Consider the following 21342-nt stretch of genomic DNA (forward strand, 5'->3'; position numbering starts at 1 on the left):
GCTCATGCCTGCAGGTTCTTTAATTTCATTATTTGACAGGCTTATATACACGAGCGGAGTTTTCGTTCATAAAAAAAGCACAAAGTCGAAAACTTGTGCTTCTGTAAAATTTATATTTCGAAGGAATTATTTTCCTTTATATAGTTTTTCTAAATATTCTACTTTTTCTTTTTCAGCCTGAACCAAACGTTCGTAAAGTTCAACTACTTTATCAAGAGGATTGAATGTACAATGACTTCCTTGATTAAAACTATTTCCTTGGCTGGAGCTATTATCGTAAAAATTATTAAAAAAATTAAAAACAGATTCTTCCGAAAAGTTTTCAATAGCTTCTACTGTAACTCCAAGCGCTTTTGCAATTTCCACAAGCTTTTTATTATCAACTTCCTCGCTTCCTTCAATTCCAGAAATAGCTTGTTGGTTTGTACCAATTGCTTGCGCAAGTGCTTCTTGTTTCATACCACGAAGTTCTCTGATTCGGCTAATATTTCTGCCAATGTGTTTTGGTTTTGTTGCTGTGCTCATAATTCAAAGATATTTAAAATTCTTTTACAAAATAGTGGTTGGTAAAAAACATGTTTTTTTTGATAAGATACTATTTTGCGTGCTTTTGTAGAAAACAAATATATGATTTTTCTTATATGAATTAATCTGTTCTTTTCAGATTTTTGTCTCCATCGCTAGCGCGAGCGTCCCGCTCGTGCTAGCAAAGTTTTTATGTTTGTGGATTTGCATGGCTTGTGTTCAAAAGCGGGAAGCTCGCGCTAATGACGGTAATAAATAGTGTATTATTCTAATTTAATTCAAAACTTTTATAAATTATTTTTTTCATTTAAAAGTTTGAATTTGTCGATTTTAGAAGAGATTGCGTCTGAGAAATCAATCATAAGCTCTAATGATTTTTCAAGTTTTAATATTAGATCTTCAAGTTGAATCATTAACATTTTTTTTGCTTGATTTATATCAACCTGAATTCTTGGTAGTTCTTTTACGCTTGTATAAAAACCAGTCATTTCTTTAATTGCGTTAGGTGTATTCCTTCTTAAAATGATAATAGCATTTTTTGCCTCTTCTAGATCATTTATTGTGTTATCTGTGTAAAACTCATCAGTCAGATTAATAATGCTTGTTCCAGCCTTAATTGCTTCTTCAAAACTATTATAGAAAATAGGATTTTCAGTTTCCAATCTATTTGAGTAATCGTTCATTAATTTGGCAGTTCTTTTCATAATTTCATTAATCGAAAATTTATTTGCGTTAGGAGCTAAACTTATTCGAGTAATTTCTTTTGCTTTCTCTTCCAATTCTTTTGCAATTGCGCCAGTATACTCAGTAATTTTATTCAATGAAGCAGTGGAATCACCAAGTAAACTCTCATACATGTCGCTATAATCCAAGATTCCTAATTCTTTCTCCTCTACAATGTTATTAGCAATTGGCAATATCTCGACAATTCCATTCTTTTGATTTTCAATCAGAGAAGTTAATCTTTTAGGAAGGTGTATTCTTAGGGAACTTTTAAAATCATCAACAGAATTAAATTCTGAGTAAAGCAATTTTTTTTCATTTAATGATTTTTTAAAATCTCTAATTTTTATTAATTCCTCGGGATTAATTTCTTTCATAGTTTTAGGCACTGCATTTTTGAAATAAAAAAGTATTTGAACCGAGTTATTATCCGAATTAAATTTTTTAATTGCATTATTAAATTCTTCTTGAGTTCCTGATTCTGCTTCATCAGTTTTTGTTCCAAATCTATTCCAAATCATGCCTAAAAAAAGGTCATAATCCATTCCGATGTCTTGATTAATTATTTTTTGCGGATGCAAATTTGATATACCTGGTGCTGAGTGAGTTTCCCATTTTAATAATTCAATAACTATATTATTTGCAGGAGAATATGTTAAGTTAAGTTCTGAAACAACTTCTTCTACTGCGAATCTTTCATCATCTAAATCTGAAGGTGATGCTAAAAAAATCGAATACTTAGTAATTTGTTTTGCCATATTTAGTTTTATATTTCTTTTTTAGCTTGTGAAAAAAATTAATATTTCATTTTCTAATCGAAAGTTATGATTATTTAGCTAATATAAGTTTTTCTGTATTTGGATTAATATAGGATGCTGTTAAAATTAAACTATTCTACTTTATAAAACTATTTTGCGTCAGGGATAAAGGCGGTATCCTTTTGTGAAGAGAAACGGAGCAAAAGATATAGCCGAAAGCCCGGCCCGGAGGGAGACGCCCAAAATATTAAATTCTAATTGTGGAGTTTAGTAAACCCGACAGGTTTTTAAAACCTGTCGGGTTTGTTACATCAAGAAGATTCAGTTGCAAGATCATTGTAAAAATCCGTTTTAATCTGTGTTTTCGCGAAGCGAATCCGTGTCATCCGCGTTCTATGTTGGCGACTTGCTTTATGGAATTTCTAGTGTGGTTTACTTCGTCGGTTCGCTATCGCTCGGGTCTCGTTCCTCGAAATGACAAACGTTGTGGTTACTTTGCCTGAGCTTCTCCCGACGCCCCTAGATCGCTCAGCATGACAATCGTTTACCAATCTAAAATCAGAAATTTGCAATAAAAAATCCCGCCTCAATTAAGAAACGGGATTAAAGTGATATTCTCTTTTTTTTTATTTTAAACTGTTGCAGCAGCTTCCTGAGGCAACGGAATTTGATTTTTAAGCAAATCTTCGAATGTTTCGTGTTGGCGGATTAAGATTCCTTTTCCGTCTTTCCATAAAACTTCGGCTGGTTTGTATCTTGAATTGTAGTTCGATGCCATGGAGAAGCAATAGGCTCCGGCGTTTCTGAACGCTAAGATGTCACCTTCGGTAATTTCTGAAATTCTACGGTTGTTGGCAAAAGTATCTGTTTCGCAAATGTATCCTACTACAGAGTAAAAACGCTCTTTTCCTTTAGGGTTCGAGATGTTTTCGATATAATGTTGTGAACCGTAAAACATAGGACGAATTAAGTGGTTGAAACCACTATCGATTCCGGCAAAAACTGTCGAAGTTGTTTGTTTTACTACGTTTACTTTTGCTAAGAAGAAACCTGCTTCACTCACCAAAAATTTTCCTGGTTCGAAAATTAACGTTAAATCTCTGCCATATTCAGCACAGAATGCATTGAATCTTTTTGATAATTTTTTACCTAATTCTTCGATGTCTGTTTCGATATCGTCTTTTTTGTAAGGAACTTTAAATCCGCTTCCGAAATCTAAGAATTCAAGATCTTTGAAGTGTTTTGCAGTATCGAACAAGATTTCGGCAGCATACAAGAATACTTCGATATCAAGGATATCAGATCCTGTGTGCATGTGAATTCCCACGATGCTCATTTTTGTGTTCTCTACAATTCGTAAGATATGTGGTATCTGGTGAACAGAAATTCCGAATTTACTATCGATATGTCCTACCGAAATATTGGCATTTCCTCCAGCCATTACGTGCGGATTGATACGAATACATACCGGAATTTGTGGGTATTTTGTTCCGAATTGCTCCAGAATAGATAAGTTATCAATATTGATTTGAACACCCATTGCGGCAACTTCTTCGATTTCTTCAAGAGAAACTCCGTTTGGTGTAAAGAAAATTTTGTCAGGATCATAGCCAGCATGAAGTCCTAATAAAACCTCTTGAATCGATACAGTATCTAAACCAGACCCCATGTTCTTTAATAACTGAAGAATCGCAACGTTTGACAATGCCTTCATGGCGTAATTAACTCTTAAGTTTTCTACCTTAGAGAAAGCTTTAGTTAATCTATTGTACTGAGATTGAATTTTTTCGGCATCATAAACATATAATGGACTTCCAAATTGGTCTGCTAACTGCAGTAAATCTTTTGCTTGCATTTTTAAACTATTTTGAGCAAAGTTATTACACTTTTAAGTAACAGCAAATTAATTGTAGAAAAATAACAAATTATAACAAATTGTTTAATTTTAAACAAAAAGTTGCTTATTTTGGATTTTTGTAAATCTTTTAGGTGCAAAGATACAAAGGTTCAGAGGAGCAAAGGTTTTTTCTTAGGTTTTTAACCTTTGTTCCTTTGTTTCTCTGCACCTTTGAACCTAAAAAGCCCTGACGTTAGTCAAGGGCTTTTTACTGTGTGTTGTTATAAGGAAATTAAAGACTTGGTAAGTCTCCGTTTCCTTTGGTTGGCAAGTTAGTAGAGCCCATTAAGAACAAATCTACTTCTCTTGCTGCTTCGCGACCTTCTGAAATAGCCCATACGATTAATGATTGTCCGCGACGCATATCTCCGGCAGTGAAGATATGAGGTACATTCGTTTGATAATTTTTTGCTTTATAGTTGCTTCTCATGTCAACTTCAAGACCTAATTGCTCGCTTAAAGTTTTCTCGGGACCTGTAAATCCTAAAGCCAATAAGGCTAAATCGCAAGGCCAGATTTTCTCAGAGCCTTCTTTTTCGATTAATTCAGGACGTTGACCAGGAGTCATTTTCCATTGTACTTCAACGGTTTTTAATCCAACTAATTCACCTTTTTCGTTAGATATGAATTCTTTAGTATTGATTAACCAGTTTCTGTCGCAACCTTCTTCGTGAGAAGATGAAGTTTTCAACTGCAACGGCCAGAAAGGCCAAGGCGTAGACTCGCTTCTTCCAACCGGAGGTTTTGGTAAAATCTCAAAGTTAGTTACTGATTTTGCTCCGTGACGGTTTGAAGTTCCAACGCAGTCAGAACCTGTATCTCCACCACCAATTACAATTACGTCTTTTCCGGTCGCTTTAACCTGATCCGGAATTGATTCTCCGTATAAAACTTTGGTTTGCTGTGTTAAGAAATCCATTGCCTGCACAACGCCTTTGCTTTCGATTCCTTTAGTTGGCAAACTTCTTCTTTCTGTTGCTCCTCCGCACAATACGATAGAATCAAATGCATTAAGTTCTGCTACACTAAAGTTAACTCCAACATTTACATTGGTTTTAAAAGTGATTCCTTCAGCTTCAAGGATCGCTACACGTCTGTCGATGATTCCTTTTTCTAATTTGAAATTCGGAATTCCGTAACGCAATAAACCTCCAATAGCATTATCTCTTTCAAAAACAGTTACCGTGTGACCGGCTCTGTTTAATTGTTGAGCTGCTGCCAAACCTGCAGGACCTGAACCAATAACGGCTACAGTTTTTCCTGTTCTGGTTAATGGTGTTTGTGGTTTGATCCAGCCTTCGGCAAAACCTCTTTCGATGATGTTTTTCTCGATGTTTTCGATGGCAACAGGTTCTTTGATAATACCTAATACACATGATTTCTCACATGGAGCAGGGCATAAGCGACCTGTAAATTCAGGAAAGTTGTTAGTAGATTGTAAAATCTCTAAGGCACTTTGCCATTCTTCCTGATGTACCATGTCGTTGAAATCAGGGATTAAATTCCCTAACGGACAAGCACTGTGGCAAAAAGGAATACCACAATCCATACATCTTGAACCTTGTTCTTTTATTTTATCTTTTGCTAACGGAATGGTAAATTCGCTGTAGTTCGAAACACGTTCTGCAACTGCTAAATTACTTTCGTCGGCTCTGTTATATTCTTTAAATCCGCCTATTTTACCCATGACATTTTTAATAAATTTAGTTGTGAGTTGTAAAATGTGAGAGGTGAGTTGAAAAACTTAGCACCTCTGCACCTTTGTCCTCAGAACCTTTTAATTAAGCTATTAATTCTTCTATTTTTTTCTCTTCTGCAATTCGTTGTAATGCTTTTTTGTAATCAGTTGGCATTACTTTTACGAAATGGTTTTGTTCGTTTTCCCAGTCTGCTAAAATTCTTTTTGCTAATGGACTGTTAGTGTACAAAGAGTGATTTTTGATTAATTTTCTCAATTTAGTCACATCTTCTTCTTCGATAGGGTCAAAAGCAACCATTTCCATGTTGCATAATGTTGCATCGAATTGTTGTTTAGGGTCGTAAACATAAGCTACACCACCGCTCATACCTGCTGCGAAGTTTCTTCCTGTTTTTCCTAAAACAACCACTGTACCACCTGTCATGTACTCGCATCCGTGATCTCCAATTCCTTCAACAACCGCAGTTGCTCCGGAGTTTCTCACACAAAAACGCTCACCGGCCATTCCATTAATATAAGCCTCTCCGGTAATAGCTCCGTAAAGGGCAACGTTACCAATAATGATGTTCTCTTCAGGTTTGAAAGTTGCAGTAGGAGGGACTTTGATAATCAATTTTCCTCCGGACAATCCTTTTCCTAAATAATCATTACAGTTTCCGTGAATTTTAAACGACAATCCGTTTGTTGCAAAAGCACCAAAACTTTGTCCGGCAGAACCTTCAAAATCAACTAAAATAGTGTCTTCAGGTAAACCTTGTGCGCCATATATTTTTGAGATTTCATTACTCAAAATAGCCCCTACGGAACGGTCTGTATTTTTAATTTTAAATGTAACTCTTGTTTTTTCTTTTCTATAAATAGAAGGAATAGCTTCTTTGATAATTTCGAAATCCAATACGTTCTCTAAAGCGTGATCTTGCTCAGTTGTATTGTGATTTGGAACTGTCTTCGCTTTTTCTGGTTTGTATAGAATCGATGATAAATCTAAACCATTGGCTTTATAATGTTTGATCGCTTTGTTCACATTTAATTTTTGTGACTGACCCACCATTTCTTTCAACGTTCTGAAACCTAATTGTGCCATGATTTCTCTTAACTCTTCAGCAATAAAATACATGAAGTTAATCACGTGCTCCGGAGTTCCTTTGAAATTTTTTCTCAATTCAGGATCCTGAGTTGCGATACCAACAGGGCAGGTATTTAAGTGACAAGCTCTCATCATGATACAGCCAGAAGCTACAAGTGGGGCAGTAGCGAAACCAAATTCCTCAGCTCCTAACAATGCAGCGATAGCTACGTCACGACCTGTTTTCAATTGTCCGTCACATTCAAGAACCACACGGCTTCTTAAATCATTAAGAATCAAAGTTTGTTGTGCTTCTGCTAATCCAAGTTCCCAAGGAATACCTGTGTGTTGTAAAGAAGTTAATGGTGCAGCACCAGTTCCTCCGTCATAACCTGAAATCAGGATCACGTCGGCTTTTGCTTTGGCAACACCGGCAGCTATGGTTCCAACTCCAACTTCAGAAACTAATTTTACGTTTACACGCGCTTCACGATTGGCATTTTTTAAGTCGAAAATTAACTGTGATAAATCCTCAATAGAGTAAATATCGTGGTGAGGCGGAGGCGAAATCAAACCTACATAAGGTGTAGAGTTTCTGGTTTCAGCAATCCACGGCACTACTTTTTCTCCAGGTAATTGTCCACCTTCTCCAGGTTTTGCACCCTGAGCCATTTTAATCTGGATTTCTTTAGCATTTGTCAAATAGTTGATCGAAACACCAAAACGTCCCGAAGCCACTTGTTTGATCGCACTGTTTCTTGAATCTCCGTTAATTTCTTTCTGGAAACGTTTAGGATCTTCTCCACCTTCTCCAGAGTTACTTTTTCCGCCAATTCTGTTCATTGCAATGGCTAAATTCTCGTGTGCTTCTCTACTGATAGATCCGTAAGACATCGCACCCGTTTTGAATTTTTTTACAATTTCTGTCCATGGCTCTACTTCATCAATAGAAATTGGATCTAAATTATTGAATTCGAATAAACCTCTAATAGTCATTAAGTTTGAGCTTTGCTCATTGACCATGTTAGAATATTCTTTATAACTTTCAGGACTGTTCAAACGAACTGCTTGCTGTAATTTAGCAATAGTTGTTGGGTTGAACATGTGTTTTTCTCCTGATCTTCTCCATCTGTAAATGCCTCCAATTTCTAAAGGTAATAAGTTGGCTATTTTTGAATTTGGAAATGCTTTTTGGAAACGTTTCTTCACTTCTTTCTCTACTTCGATCAAACCAATTCCTTCGATTCTTGAAGGTGTGAATGGGAAATACTTATTAGTGAAAGTTTTATTTAAACCTAAAATCTCAAAAATCTGTGCAGCTCTGTACGAATGTAAAGTCGAGATACCAATTTTGTTCATGATTTTAAGGATACCTTTTGCAATTGCTTTATTGTAATTTACAATAGCATAATCCGCTTTTACTCCGGTAATGAATCCCTGGTTTACCTGATCGTGAATGATTTCGTTTACCATGTAAGGATTGATGGCACTTGCACCGTACCCAAACAATAAAGCAAAATGATGCGGCTCACGAGGCTCAGCAGATTCGATTATGATTCCGAATTTAGAGCGTACCTGTAAGATATTCAAAGAGTGGTGAATGTAAGAACAAGCCAGTAACATTGGTATTGGAGCAAATTCTTCGCTAACACCCCTGTCTGATAAAATGATGATGTTACATCCTTCAGAAACAGCTTTAAAAGTGGCCTGAACACATTTTTCAAGGGCTCTTTCTAAACCGTTAACTCCTTTTTCTATTTTGTATAAAGTAGAAATGGTAGCCGATTTGAAATCTGCGTGATCAATGTTTCTGATTTTATCCAAATCCTCATTCGAGATAACCGGATTCTGGATTTTTAATTTTTTACATTGTTTTGATTCAATTTCAAAAATATTAAAATCTCCACCAATTGCTAAACTAATATCAGTAATGATTTCTTCACGAATACCATCCAAAGGCGGGTTGGTAACCTGAGCGAATAATTGCTTGAAATAGTTGTACAACAATTGCGGCTGATCTGATAATACAGCCAATGGTGTATCGTTACCCATAGAACTAATGGCTTCGGCGCCCTGAGCTCCCATTGGGTTAATGATTGTTTTTAAATCTTCGATAGTATAACCAAATAAACGTTGTCTTGTCTGGAAATCAAGTTTCTCAACAGGAGTAGGATTATTGGTATATGGTATTTTAGATAATGGCAACAAGTTAGCGTCGATCCATTCCTGGTAAGGACGTTTTGTTACAATCGCTTTTTTAATTTCATCGTCTTCAATAATACGGCCTTCGTTCATGTCTACAAGGAACATTTTCCCTGGCTCTAAACGACCGTGTTGTACTACATCTTCCGGTTCTACATCCAATACACCAATTTCTGATGACATGATTACGAAACCGCTTTTTGTTAAAGTATAACGGGAAGGACGTAATCCGTTACGGTCTAATAACGCACCAATTACGTTACCATCTGTAAACGGAATAGAAGCAGGACCATCCCAAGGCTCCATAATACAAGAGTTGAATTCGTAGAATGCTCTTTTTTCAGGAGACATCGTCTGGTGTTTTTCCCAGGCTTCAGGAACCACCATCATCATTGCTTCCGGCAACGAACGACCTGTCATTAATAAAAGTTCAACCACCATATCCATAGAAGCAGAATCTGATTTTCCTTCTAAGATAATTGGGAATAATTTTTTGATATCATTTCCGAAAACTTTACTTTCCATCAATTCTTCACGAGCACGCATACGACTCACGTTTCCGCGAAGTGTATTTATCTCACCATTATGACACATGTATCTAAATGGCTGCGCTAATTCCCATGAAGGAAAAGTATTGGTAGAGAAACGCTGGTGCACTAACGCCAGACGAGTCACTAAATCGGGATCTTTTAAGTCAACATAATAACGGCTGATGTCTTCCGGCATCAATAAACCTTTATATATTATGGTAGTTGTCGATAAACTAGAGAAATAAAACATATGGCTTTCAGAGGTTTTAGATCCTCTTACGGCATGTTCAGCAATTTTTCTAGCTGCAAAAAGTTTTGCATTAAATTCGTTTTCAGTTAAATCCTGACCGTTTTTGCTAACAAAAACCTGTTTAACTGTTGGTTCTTTTTCTGCGGCAATCTGCCCTAAATTCTCCACTTCAACCGGTACATCTCTCCAACCAAGGATCTTTAAGTTCTGATCCTTAATAGTCGATTCGAAAGCGTTGATACAAAAAGAAACCTGGTTTTTGCTTTTTGGTAAAAAAACCATTCCTACTGCATACTCACGTGTTTCAGGGATTTCAAAGTCACATACTTTTTTAAAAAAATCATGTGGGATATCGAATAAAATTCCAGCCCCGTCTCCAGTTCTTCCATCAGAACTAACGGCACCACGATGTTCCAATTTTATTAAGATATCCAATGCTTTGTGAATAATATCATTTGATTTAATACCATTCAAATTACAAATAAATCCTGCACCACAATTGTCGTGTTCAAATTCAGGCAAATAAAGCCCTTGTTCTTTAACTTTCATTCTTGATATTTTTTCTACAAAAATAAAGATTTCGTTAAACATAATGTATTGAAATTATAATTTGACTTACATTTTTATTGTAATACTAGAAAAACGCTTCTTAATTGATAATAATATTATATTAACCATTGCGAATTGATAAAATGACAACACGTGTTAAAATATATTAAGAAAAATCGCCGTAAGGCTAATGAATACAGTGATATTTTTGTTAAATATCAAACGTTTTAGTGGTTTTCAGTTAATATTAACAAATCGTTTTGTTAACTATTTCTTGGTATTGAAAAAGAATAAACGCCTTAGAGATATCGCACTCATTTTTTAATTGAAAAAGATTTTACTTTTAAGTTGAATTTTGCTACTTTTGTCGCACTTTTATTCTGAAATAAATTCAGAACCAGACAAATTCTATATTATGAACATACACGAATATCAAGGAAAAGAAATTTTAGCGAGTTACGGAGTACGCATTCAACGCGGAATTGTGGCTAACAATGCAGTTGAAGCTGTGGCTGCTGCAAAACAATTAACTGCCGAGACTGGTACAGGATGGCACGTAATAAAAGCACAAATTCACGCAGGTGGTCGTGGAAAAGGTGGTGGAGTTAAGTTAGCAAAAAACTTGCAACAAGTGGAAGAAATTGCTGGACAAATCATCGGAATGCAATTGATTACACCTCAAACTTCTGCTGAAGGTAAAAAAGTAAACAAAGTATTAGTTGCAGAAGATGTTTACTATCCTGGTGAAAGTGAAACTTCTGAATTTTATGTTTCTGTTTTATTAAATAGAGCTACTGGTCGTAACATGATTATGTATTCTACTGAAGGTGGAATGGATATTGAAGAAGTTGCTGAGCACACTCCTCATTTAATTTTTACTGAAGAAGTTGATCCTTCTGTTGGATTACAAGGTTTTCAGGCAAGAAGAATTGCCTTTAACTTAGGTCTTTCCGGAAATGCTTTCAAAGAAATGGTAAAATTCATCGATTCATTATACAATGCTTACATTGGTTCTGATGCTTCTATGTTTGAAATCAACCCGGTTTTGAAAACTTCAGACAATAAAATTATGGCTGTTGATGCTAAAGTAAATATCGATGATAATGCTTTATACAGACAACCAAAATATGCTGAGATGAGAGATATCCGTGAGGAGAATCCAATCGAGGTAGAAGCTAAAGAAGTAGGATTGAACTATGTAGATCTTGACGGTACTGTAGGATGTATGGTAAACGGAGCAGGTCTTGCAATGGCAACTATGGATTTAATTAAATACGCTGGTTTTGAGCCTGCTAACTTCTTAGACGTTGGTGGAACTGCTGATGCAAAACGTGTTGAAACTGCTTTCCGTATTATCTTAAAAGATCCTAACGTAAAAGCTATTTTAATCAATATTTTTGGTGGAATCGTTCGTTGTGACCGTGTGGCGCAAGGAGTTGTTGACGCTTACAAAAATATGGGTGATGCTATCAATGTGCCAATTATCGTTCGTTTGCAAGGAACAAATGCTGAAATTGCAAAAGAATTAATTGACAACTCTGGTATGCCAATTTTATCAGCTGTTCAGTTTCAGGAAGCTGCTGATCAGGTTAAAGCTGCACTTTCTTAATCAAATAAGAAATCAATTATATAGAAAATCCTTCCGGTCATCGGAGGGATTTTTTTTTTGAGTTGTTTTGAGCGTAGGGAGATTTAACCGCAAGGCACGCAAGGATTTTTAAATATAGGAATCGATATATACGCAAGGTTCGCAAAGCTTTATTAAGTGTAGCCTTGCGAACCTTGCGCATAAAAAAAACTTTGCGACCTTTGCGTAAACCCTTGTGATCTTCGCGGTTAAATTATCCGCTACTTCAAAACCGTCGCTAATTCTACAATTTCAAATTCAGGGTTGTGCTCCACAAATTCTCTGATCATGGCAGTGTGGCCTGCTCCCAGTAAAACCATAATTTTATCGTCTTTGCTTTCTGTTAGTTTCTGTATTAAAGCATACATATAAAGGTTTCGTCTGTACCATTCCGAAACTAAATAGGCTCCTACGAAATTATCTGTTTTTCCACCTTTGGTTGCTGTTTCAAGATACCAGCCAATATTTTCTTCATTAGATGCTTTTGTGTTAAGGTCTAAAAGAAGTTCAGTTAAATTATATTTAGCAATTTTTTTATTTTGATCAATTTCATACTGCTTCATTTCGTCTTCATTCTTTTTAATCAAATCAAACTGATTGGCTGCAGTCATTCCTTTTACCAAACTGTCATAAGGAAAGTCGGTGTTGTTGTAATCAATTCCGTATAACTTTTTGTGACCTAGTTTTTTCGCTGAACGTACTGCAATTTGCACGATTTCATCTGCTTTTATGTGCAGTAAACTATCTGCGTTTCTGTTGTAGAATTTATCTAATTTGTCTTGTTTTTGGTAATTCCATTCTACGAAAATTTTATCCGGTCCAAACTTTTTAATTTTATTGGTAATGTTCTCCAGTTCTTTCTGACTCTTGTCTGACATTACATTAAACGTATTTACTTTAGCAACATCAAGTCCTGGATTTTCAAAATGGAAAGTTCCGAGTAATAAAATTTGTTTCTTTTTTGTTTGAGCAGCAACAGTATTCAATGCGATTGTAAAAACTAGTAATAAAGCGATTTTTTTCATGATGATTTGTTTTAAATTCAGGACAAATGTAGAGTGGCTTTTGAACTGAATTTTTAGTTTTTGATGAACTCCAAATTCCGGATTACAAACATTGATAATTTACTGTCAAAAAATTTCGTGTATTGTTTTTGAGTGTTCATCACAGAAAAGAGCCATTTTATATAAATATAGTATTCATGTAAAGCCATAATTGTATTTTTGAATTAATAACGACATCATTATGAAGCTAAAAATCCCCTTTTATTACCATATTCTTCTTTTCTTAGGATTATTTCTAACCTTTTATCTTTGGGATATTGCAGTGAGCAATCAAAAAATAGATTTTGTTTTTAGCCGTTTGTATTTCTTTTTTAATATTGGCTTTGTTCTGTCTATTTTTATCGTTTATCTTTTAAATTTCTATACATTTTGCGATTGGTTTTTAAATAAAAAAAGAATTTTACTGTATTTGCTAAGTATTCCTGTTTCATTATTCATCTTTGCGGGAACGCGTTATTTTTTGCAGGAAGTTGTGGTGTTTGAACTTACCGGAATTCATAATTATGGAGAGGAAACACGTGAAGTTGGCTATTATATTCGGGATAATTTTTTCTTCGGATTGCCGGCTATAGTTTTAAGTGCTTTGAGTTATTTGTTTTGGCAATTTCAGAATGCGTATAAACAAAATCAGGAATTGTTGTTAGAGAATAAAAAAGCACAGCTCCAAATGCTAAAATCGCAGGTGAGCCCCCATTTTTTATTTAATACGCTTAATTCTTTCTATAGCCAGTTGATTTTGAAAGATGATAAAATGGCTTCGGATATTTTAGTATTGTCGGATTTGTTACGCTATGTGATTACTGAAACAGAAAAAGAGGAAGTATTGCTTTCAAAGGAAATTCAGTTTCTTCAAAATTATATTCATCTACAGCAAAAACGATTTGAAGATCAGCTCTATTTGGATTTTGAAGTGGAAGGAGTTTATTTGGCCCAAAAAATCCTTTCATCGGCGTTGATTCATTTTATCGAAAATGTTTTTAAGCATGCTAAACTCAATAATCCGGATGAAAAAGCGATTATTTCGATACAAATAAAAGAAGGGTTTTTAGAATTGTCTACCTTTAATTATAATGTAGGAGGAGAGAATTATTCATCGACCGGAATTGGTTTTGAAAACCTCATCAAGCGATTAGAATATACCTATAAAGATCAGTTTACACTTGAAAAAACAGCAGAAAACAATACCTTTAAAACCTATTTAAAAATACCACTAAAACAATAATTATGGCCTTTAAATGTATCATTGTTGATGACGAACCGCCAGCAACCCGCATTCTGGAGAATTACATCTCGAAAGTATCTTTTCTGGAAAAAGTGGGCGTTTTTAATGATGCATTGAAAGCCTTGGAATTTTTAAATACACAATCTGTTGATGTTATTTTTTTGGATATTCAGATGCCGCAATTAACGGGGCTGCAGCTTTCCAGAATTATTTCTAAAGATATAAAAGTCATATTTACAACTGCTTATCCTGATTTTGCATTAGAAGGTTTTGAACTCAATGCTATTGATTATTTATTAAAGCCCATTGCTTTTGAACGTTTTTATCAGGCTGTTTCTAAACTGAATACTGATCCAAAAACGGAGGTGGCAACCAATAACTCATCTGATTTTATTTTTATTAAAACAGACGGGAAGAATAAATTTCAGAAGCTGTTTTTAGAGGAGATCCTATATGTCGAAAGTCTGCAGAATTATGTTTGTATTCATACTTTGAAACAACAAATTATTACCCATTCTTCTTTAAAAAATGTCATTGAGTCATTGCCTGAAAAGAACTTTATCCAGATTCATAAATCGTATGTAGTTGCTTTAAAACAAATAGAATCTACAGATAGTTTTTCTGTTTTTATTCATGGTAAAGAACTGCCAATAGGGGCAACCTATAAAGATGCATTTTTTGATCGGATTGATCAGAATAAGATATAATCATGTATTGTGTTTTGATGAGTGGTTTAACCGCAAAGCACGCAAAGATTTTTGATTAACATTACGCTGATAAACGCAAAGTTCGCAAAGCTTTATTAATAAAAACTTTGCGAACTTTGCGTAAACCTTTGCGTTCTTAGCGGTTAAAAAACTTTATTTTTTATTCTTACCGTTTTTGTAGATCACTTTTTCTACCACCTGTACTTTAGGAGCAGTTTTCGTATTTTTCTTGAAAGGCTTTTTAGCTGCAGGTCCTGATTTAGAAGGAGCTTTGTCGCCTCTTCCTTTTTCAGCATCTTTGGCACTGGCTTTAAATTCAGGTCGTTCTTTTGTGCTGTCTTTTTTAGGAATTTCAGCTTTATGTTTGGCTAAAACATCATTTGGGTTTTTCGGGTTTTCTTTTGTTCCTCTTAAGTGAATTACCAATCCGTTTAAGAAATTACGTAAAACCTGATCCCCACATTCCATGTAGTTTTCATGATCTTCTGCTCTAAAAAAAGCACCCAATTCTGATTTTGTAATTCTAAAATCTACTAATTCTAAAATCTCAACTATTTGGTCGTCACGGAGCATCAAAGCCACGCGAAGTTTTTTTAGGATATCGTTGTTCGTCATTTTTTGTTTTTTAGTTTCAAGTTTGTTTTAAGTTTCAAATTCCTGCAATCTTTATCATTCAGACAAAGGAGGAATTTCCGCAATGTGAGCAAACAACGAAGATTCCTCTTTCGTGTGAATGGCAAACTATGCACTTATTTGCTACAAAGGTACGTTTTAAAACTAATTTGAGGACAATTTTAGATTTAGAATTAATGCAAAGATTTTATTGAAAAGGATACTTGTAATGAAGTATAACTGATGCAGTTATTTTCGCGCAAAGCCGCAAAGTCTCAAAGTAAACAAATTCACACTTAACGTCTTTGTGACTTTGCGCGAGATTAATCCAATATTTCTTTAACTACTTTTACTAAGGTTTAGAATTATGTTGATTTAAAATCTCTATAAGTTTATCTAAATCCTTCTGAAGATGATTCGCCGTAATCACGATTCGGTTCAGATTATTAGCATTTTCCTGATATTTAAAATTGGCAATAATGATTTTGTTGGCTTTTAATATATCGATCAGATTGTTGTCTTCTAAATAAATTAACGGATAGGTTTTATCAAATTTGATGTTTTGATTTTTGATTAACTTCTGATCCATATAATTCAAATTCTCCAGGAGTTTTTGATGCTGAATTTTATAAAGAGCTGCGGCATCAGCCAAAGTCTGAACAAAAGCAGGGTTCATTCCCGCAGCAGAAATAAAAATATTCAGATTTTTTATTTGATGGATGAAAGCAGCGTCGCTTGCAATAACGCCGCCATTTAAACCAAATGCTTTTCCTAAAGAAGAAATCATGATTTTTCTTTTAATAGGAAGATCGATTTCAGAATACATTCCACAGCCATTTTGGCCTAAAATTCCAAACGAATGCGATTCATCAATCAATAAAGTAATTTCTTTATGATTGGGGATTGCTTTCAAAATCGACAAATCAATTGCTTTAGTCTTAAATCCCGAAACTCCATCGGTTAAAAACGTAATTTTTTCTGATTGAGCATCGAACAAGCGTGGGTTGATTTCTCTGTTTAAAAAGACGGGAAAACTATCCTTAACCTGAATTGCAGGATGTATATCAGGAAAATGAAAAAAAGAATCTGTTTGTTTTTTCAGTTCATCAATGACGAGTTTTCCCGCAAGCATGCCGGAAGAAACCGTTACGGCACTTTCTGCTTTGATAAGGCTGGCTAAAAAAGTCTCGCCGTTTTCATACGCCGTTAGTTTGATATTGGCACTTCTGGAACTTCCGTAAGATGTTCCCCATTTTCGAATATTTTTGATCACCAATTCCTGAAACTCCTTATTGGTTGGTAATCCCAGATAAGCCGTTCCGCCAAAATATAAATATTCTTCGTGGTCGATTTCGATAATTCGATCCGGAAATTGATTGACATTCATAACATTTAGATTAAGGTAACTCCGGTTCCGTTACGTTCAGAATAATGAATAACCCCGTTTTCTATAGTTACTCCGGTTGCTATATCTTCGGCTAAAAGTAATGCTCCGTCCATATCAACATAATCGAGTTGAGGCAATAAATGCGCAATTGCCGAAATACCAACAGTAGATTCGGTCATACAGCCTACCATTGTTTTTAAACCGAGTTTTTTGGCTTCTTCGATCATGCGCTTTCCGGGAGTCAATCCGCCGCATTTTACCAGTTTTACATTTACACCGTGAAAATGACTGAAACATTTAGCGACATCTTCTTCGATAATACAGCTTTCATCAGCAATAATTGGTAAAACCGAATGTTTGAAAACTTCTTTATGTGCCTCCCAATTATCAGCTTTCATAGGCTGTTCCAGAAATTCTACGCCTAATTTTTTTAGTTCGACGGCATTATTTATGGTTTCGTCAACACCCCAGCCGCAATTGGCATCGATCCTGAATACAGTGTCAGTATGTTTTCTAAGCTCTTTTACGATAGCAATATCTTCTTTGGTTCCTAATTTAATTTTATAAATAGGCCAGGGAAGTTCCTGCATTTTTGAAACCATTTTTTCTATAGAAGCAATTCCTATAGTATAATCTGTAAGCGGATTATTCTCTATAGTATAATTCCATAATTCGTATAGTTTTTTGCCTTTTTTGCGTGCATATAAATCATTATAAGCCAAGTCTAAAGCGCATAAGGCAAACATATCGTCTTTTAAAAAAGGATGAATTTTTGCCCAAAAAATGTCAGGAGTTTCATTTTCTGTTGTTTCAATGATGTTTCTGATTTTTTCTAAATCCTGCATCATCATTGGTACTGTAGTTTTATAATACGGATTTGAAGTTGCTTCTCCAAAACCGGAAAATCCATCACCTTGTAATTCTACAATCAAAGAGGGCTGAAAATCGATTGATTCTCTCGAAATGGTAAAGGTGTGCTTTAATTTTAGATTATATTCTCTTAAGATCAGTTTCATTATTTGTATTATTTTTTGCTAGATTTTTTATTAATACCCAAGCCAAAGAACAGCCTTTACAAAGCCATCCCTCCATAATTTTTCATTGTGTTCTCCGTCTTTTACTACTTTAGATTTAGTAAGATGCAGGCAATAACACCGTTTAGTATCGAGTAAGCGTTCCATTTTGGTCATATCTTTTACCATGTCATCACTTTCTTTGTCTCCGCATAAAAAGTAAATTTTGGTTTTGATCTTCGGAGCTTGTTCTGTTAAAGTATAAATATCATTCGAAAACCAGAAAGATGGCGAGAAAACGCCCGCTTTTCCAAATGTTTCCGGATATTTCAGAATGGCATAATACGAAACTAATCCGCCAAGCGAACTTCCCATGATTAGGGTATTTTTTGCTTTTGGCTTGGTTCTGTAGGTTGCATCGATATAAGGTTTTACTGTTTTTACTATAAAATTCAAATAATTATCGGCATTTCCTCCGCCGTATTTTTCATTTTTATAAGGCGTTAGTTCCTCTGTACGTTTCTCATTTCCGTGTTCTATTCCAACTACAATTACTGGCGCTTTCAAACTATCCAGTTTTTCATCGACATTCCATTCTCCGGAATAAGCGGTTTTAGCATCGAATAAATTCTGTGCATCGTGCATGTAAATCACGCTGTATTTTTTGGCTGAAGCCGAATAATCTTTAGGAAGGTAAATCCAGATTTTTTTGGTAGTTTTTAATTGAGGTGCTTCAATTGTAAAAACAGATACATTTTTTGCAGCAGTACTTTCTTGTGCAATTCCAACAGCTGTTATGCAGAGTAATATAAAAAAGAAGAATGCTCTAATCATGAGTGCTGTTGCGTTTTAGATTTAAAAACAATATTTTAGCTAAAAATAATAAATTGATGAATACCGAAGCAGAAAAGAGAAGTTTACTTTTAGAAATGATTGCTTTTTCTACTGTTGATGGGCACCTGCACAAAAGAGAGTATGATTTTTTGTGGCTTGTAGCGCAGGAATTAAATATTGGACTGGATGTTTTTCATGATTTATTTCATCAGGAAATGACTGGTTCAATTATCAAATCAGAATTTCAGCGTATTCAGCAGTTTTACAGATTAGCTTTAATCATGTATTGCGATGGTATTTTGCATGAAAAAGAAGCTAAAGCCATACAGCAAATTGCCATAGAAATGGGTTTGAATCCAAATGCGACCAAACGCGTTTTAGATCTGATGAAAAAAGCGCCAAATGCGATCATTGATCCTAAAGTTTTATTGAAAGTTTTTCAGGAACAACATAATTAAAAAAGGACTGTAATGCTACAGTCCTTTTTTAATTATTAAGGTTTTAATTTTTTTGAAGGCTGAAATTTTGGATGTCCTGTATTAGAATAAGCGAAACTAATTATGTTGGCCGAAATTTCTATATTTTTTGTGCTGCTATTACCTATTCCGTGACCGGCTTCAAAATCTGTAAAAAAGAGTATTGATTTGTCTGATGTGTTAGCGTTTTGAAGTAATGCAGCAAATTTTGCCGGTTCCCACGCGGTAACACGCGGATCATTAATTCCTGCCGTGATTAAGGTTGCCGGATAAGAAGTTCCTTTCTTAATGTGATGATAGGCATCCATCTCTAATAAAGCTTTAAAATCTTTTGGATCTTTTACTGTGCCAAATTCAGGAATATTGGCCGGTCCGTTAGCTTGAACTTCTGACCGAATAGCGTTCAATGAACCTGCATCAATTATCGATGCGGCAAATAAATCCGGACGTTCGGTAATTGCCCTTCCTATTAGTATTCCACCTGCACTGTAGCTGCGAATTGTGATTTTTTCTGGCCTGGTATATTTTTGATCAATCAGGTATTCTGTTGTTGCGATCAGATCCTTCCAGGTATTCGGCTTTGTTTCTTTAAAACCTTCTTTATGCCATTTTTCTCCTAACTCTCCGCCACCTCTAACGTGAGCTACAACATAGATACCGCCATAAGTACAATATTGTAGAACCCGATTAGGACTAAAATAAGGCTCAAGGGAGGTTCCGTAACATCCATATCCTACTATAAGCACAGGATTATTTCCATTGAGTTTGGTGTTTTTGTCATAAATAAGTGAAACAGGAACCATAACACCATCGTATGAAGGTATCATAACCTCTTTAGAGATTATATCTTTAAATTCTGGATATTCGATTGGTTTTGTTAAAGGCTGGAAAGTAAATGTATTGTTTGATGGATTATATAAATATCTTTTAGACTGAGAAGTCCAGCCCGCGAATGTCATCCAGATATCGCTTTTGTTTTCATCTGGAGTCGAAAAGGATACTGAGCCTGCCTGAAAAGGTAATTTTAATTCAACTGGATTCGTTTTATTTTTTGCCAGAAAGTAAACTTTTGCTTCGACACCATTCTCTGTAATTGAATAATACAAACCATCTTTTGTGAGGCTAAAATCTGTAATACTCCCATTTTTGGGCTCTTTTACTATTGTTACGGCATTTTCTATTTCAGGATGTGAAAGAGGAACCTTGATGATTTTGAAGTTAGAGGCATTCTTAAAAGTTAGATAATACATAAATTCTTTATCGTGGAGATAATTAACAACTTCATCTTTTTTACTGACCAAACTTGTCCAGCTTACAGGAGAGAAATTATTCTTGAATTTGCTGGTATACAGTATAATCCTATTGTCTACAGTACGAATCAGGGCGTAGTTTCTATTTGAATTTTCATGATAAAAATTATAGGGGCTTTCTTCGGGAGCAATATTAAGTTCGGGATTGGTGGCGTTAGAAAGAAATTCAATATCTTCTTTTTCGCTTTGACCTAATTTATGATAATAAACTTTTGTGTTTAAGGATCTGTTGAGATCTGTAACATCAGATGAATTGAGTCTTGTAAAAGTAAAGGAATTCCCGTCAGGCATCCAGGAAGCATAGCTATATCCACATTTATCAAATACTTCCGGATATATTTTACCTGTAATATCAATGATAAAGAGATCACTGCTTTCGGATCCGTTTGGAGAAACTTCAACGGCAACTTTATCTCCTTGAATATTGGGGCGAATTGTACTTATATTATAAGTAACAGCGTTAGTTTTTTTGTAAGTTAGGGGATCAAAAAGCAATTTCTCGACTCCCTTAAATCCTTGTCTGTAATATAATTTAGGATTTGCCTCGTTAGCATTTCGTTTTAGATAGAAGTACGTATTATTTTTGGTGATCTTCAAATCAGAAATTACACTTTCTCTTCTGGAATCAAACTCCTTTAATTTAGCTATTAAGTTTTCACGTTCCGGAATTTCGTTTAACTTTTCGCGAGCATAATCAGCATTGCTTTTCATCCAGTCAATCACTTTAGTATCGTTTAGATTTTCGAGATAACGATAAGGGTCTGATATGGTTTCTCCAAAATAATTGTCGGTAACAATTACTTCGGGTGCTGGCTGTGGCTTATTTTGTGCTGAAATAGAAATTATGGAACCTAAAAAAGAAGCAGTAATTAAGATGAATCTTGTATTCAT

General features: G+C 35.0%; 15 protein-coding genes. 4 read left to right on the forward strand and 11 right to left on the reverse strand.

The window, feature by feature from the left end; translation table 11 throughout:
* Nucleotides 1-126: 126 nt before the first annotated feature.
* From ACHRWY_RS19320 to gltB, 5 genes are all read right to left on the reverse strand, one after another.
* The gene (locus tag ACHRWY_RS19320) at nucleotides 127-525 is read right to left on the reverse strand and encodes a helix-turn-helix domain-containing protein (protein WP_395356863.1); all 399 of its coding nucleotides are present in this window, start codon (nucleotides 523-525) and stop codon (nucleotides 127-129) included.
* Between the two features lie 287 nt (nucleotides 526-812).
* Nucleotides 813-2006 (reverse strand): DUF4062 domain-containing protein, encoded by a 1194-nt coding sequence (locus tag ACHRWY_RS19325; RefSeq protein WP_395356864.1) that lies wholly within the window; start codon nucleotides 2004-2006, stop codon nucleotides 813-815.
* A 631-nt stretch (nucleotides 2007-2637) separates the two neighbouring features.
* Entirely contained in the window at nucleotides 2638-3861 is a 1224-nt protein-coding gene (lysA, locus tag ACHRWY_RS19330; RefSeq protein WP_395356865.1) for a diaminopimelate decarboxylase, read from the reverse strand.
* A gap of 274 nt (nucleotides 3862-4135) precedes the next feature.
* The gene (locus ACHRWY_RS19335; protein WP_395356866.1) at nucleotides 4136-5590 is read right to left on the reverse strand and encodes a glutamate synthase subunit beta; all 1455 of its coding nucleotides are present in this window, start codon (nucleotides 5588-5590) and stop codon (nucleotides 4136-4138) included.
* Between the two features lie 94 nt (nucleotides 5591-5684).
* Nucleotides 5685-10199 (reverse strand): glutamate synthase large subunit, encoded by a 4515-nt coding sequence (gltB, locus tag ACHRWY_RS19340; RefSeq protein WP_395356867.1) that lies wholly within the window; start codon nucleotides 10197-10199, stop codon nucleotides 5685-5687.
* 415 nt (nucleotides 10200-10614) lie between these two features.
* Between gltB and sucC the strand changes: the two genes are divergently transcribed.
* Nucleotides 10615-11808, forward strand: coding sequence for an ADP-forming succinate--CoA ligase subunit beta (gene sucC / locus ACHRWY_RS19345; RefSeq protein WP_035684436.1), 1194 nt, complete (start codon nucleotides 10615-10617; stop codon nucleotides 11806-11808).
* Between the two features lie 239 nt (nucleotides 11809-12047).
* On the opposite strand, the gene ACHRWY_RS19350 is transcribed toward sucC, so the two are convergent.
* Complete coding sequence (locus tag ACHRWY_RS19350) at nucleotides 12048-12851, reverse strand: DUF5694 domain-containing protein (RefSeq protein ID WP_395356868.1); 804 nt, start codon at nucleotides 12849-12851, stop codon at nucleotides 12048-12050.
* A gap of 220 nt (nucleotides 12852-13071) precedes the next feature.
* Here ACHRWY_RS19350 and ACHRWY_RS19355 point away from each other — a divergent pair, with 220 nt between their 5' ends.
* Both ACHRWY_RS19355 and ACHRWY_RS19360 read left to right on the forward strand, forming a co-directional pair.
* On the forward strand, nucleotides 13072-14112 hold the full coding sequence (locus ACHRWY_RS19355; RefSeq protein WP_395356869.1) for a sensor histidine kinase: 1041 nt from the start codon (nucleotides 13072-13074) through the stop codon (nucleotides 14110-14112).
* A gap of 2 nt (nucleotides 14113-14114) precedes the next feature.
* Nucleotides 14115-14819, forward strand: a complete 705-nt coding sequence (locus ACHRWY_RS19360; RefSeq protein ID WP_395356870.1) for a LytR/AlgR family response regulator transcription factor — start codon at nucleotides 14115-14117, stop codon at nucleotides 14817-14819.
* Nucleotides 14820-14972: 153 nt separating this feature from the next.
* On the opposite strand, the gene ACHRWY_RS19365 is transcribed toward ACHRWY_RS19360, so the two are convergent.
* The 4 genes from ACHRWY_RS19365 to ACHRWY_RS19380 all read right to left on the reverse strand — a co-directional run bounded on the left by ACHRWY_RS19365 (nucleotide 14973) and on the right by ACHRWY_RS19380 (nucleotide 18665).
* Nucleotides 14973-15434: a DUF1456 family protein gene (locus tag ACHRWY_RS19365; protein ID WP_395356871.1), complete on the reverse strand. Its 462-nt coding sequence runs from the start codon at nucleotides 15432-15434 to the stop codon at nucleotides 14973-14975.
* Between the two features lie 349 nt (nucleotides 15435-15783).
* Nucleotides 15784-16818, reverse strand: a complete 1035-nt coding sequence (locus tag ACHRWY_RS19370; protein WP_395356872.1) for an aminotransferase class I/II-fold pyridoxal phosphate-dependent enzyme — start codon at nucleotides 16816-16818, stop codon at nucleotides 15784-15786.
* Nucleotides 16819-16823: 5 nt separating this feature from the next.
* Nucleotides 16824-17834 (reverse strand): dipeptide epimerase, encoded by a 1011-nt coding sequence (locus tag ACHRWY_RS19375; protein WP_395356873.1) that lies wholly within the window; start codon nucleotides 17832-17834, stop codon nucleotides 16824-16826.
* Nucleotides 17835-17864: 30 nt separating this feature from the next.
* Nucleotides 17865-18665 carry an alpha/beta hydrolase gene (locus ACHRWY_RS19380; RefSeq protein WP_395356874.1) on the reverse strand — a complete coding sequence of 267 codons (801 nt, stop codon included), beginning with the start codon at nucleotides 18663-18665 and terminating at the stop codon, nucleotides 17865-17867.
* Between the two features lie 56 nt (nucleotides 18666-18721).
* Here ACHRWY_RS19380 and ACHRWY_RS19385 point away from each other — a divergent pair, with 56 nt between their 5' ends.
* On the forward strand, nucleotides 18722-19123 hold the full coding sequence (locus ACHRWY_RS19385; RefSeq protein ID WP_395356876.1) for an excinuclease ABC subunit B: 402 nt from the start codon (nucleotides 18722-18724) through the stop codon (nucleotides 19121-19123).
* Nucleotides 19124-19158: 35 nt separating this feature from the next.
* On the opposite strand, the gene ACHRWY_RS19390 is transcribed toward ACHRWY_RS19385, so the two are convergent.
* Complete coding sequence (locus tag ACHRWY_RS19390) at nucleotides 19159-21342, reverse strand: prolyl oligopeptidase family serine peptidase (RefSeq protein ID WP_395356877.1); 2184 nt, start codon at nucleotides 21340-21342, stop codon at nucleotides 19159-19161.

It is taken from the genome of Flavobacterium sp. FlaQc-48 (assembly GCF_044007335.1).
Taxonomy (GTDB): Bacteria; Bacteroidota; Bacteroidia; order Flavobacteriales; family Flavobacteriaceae; genus Flavobacterium.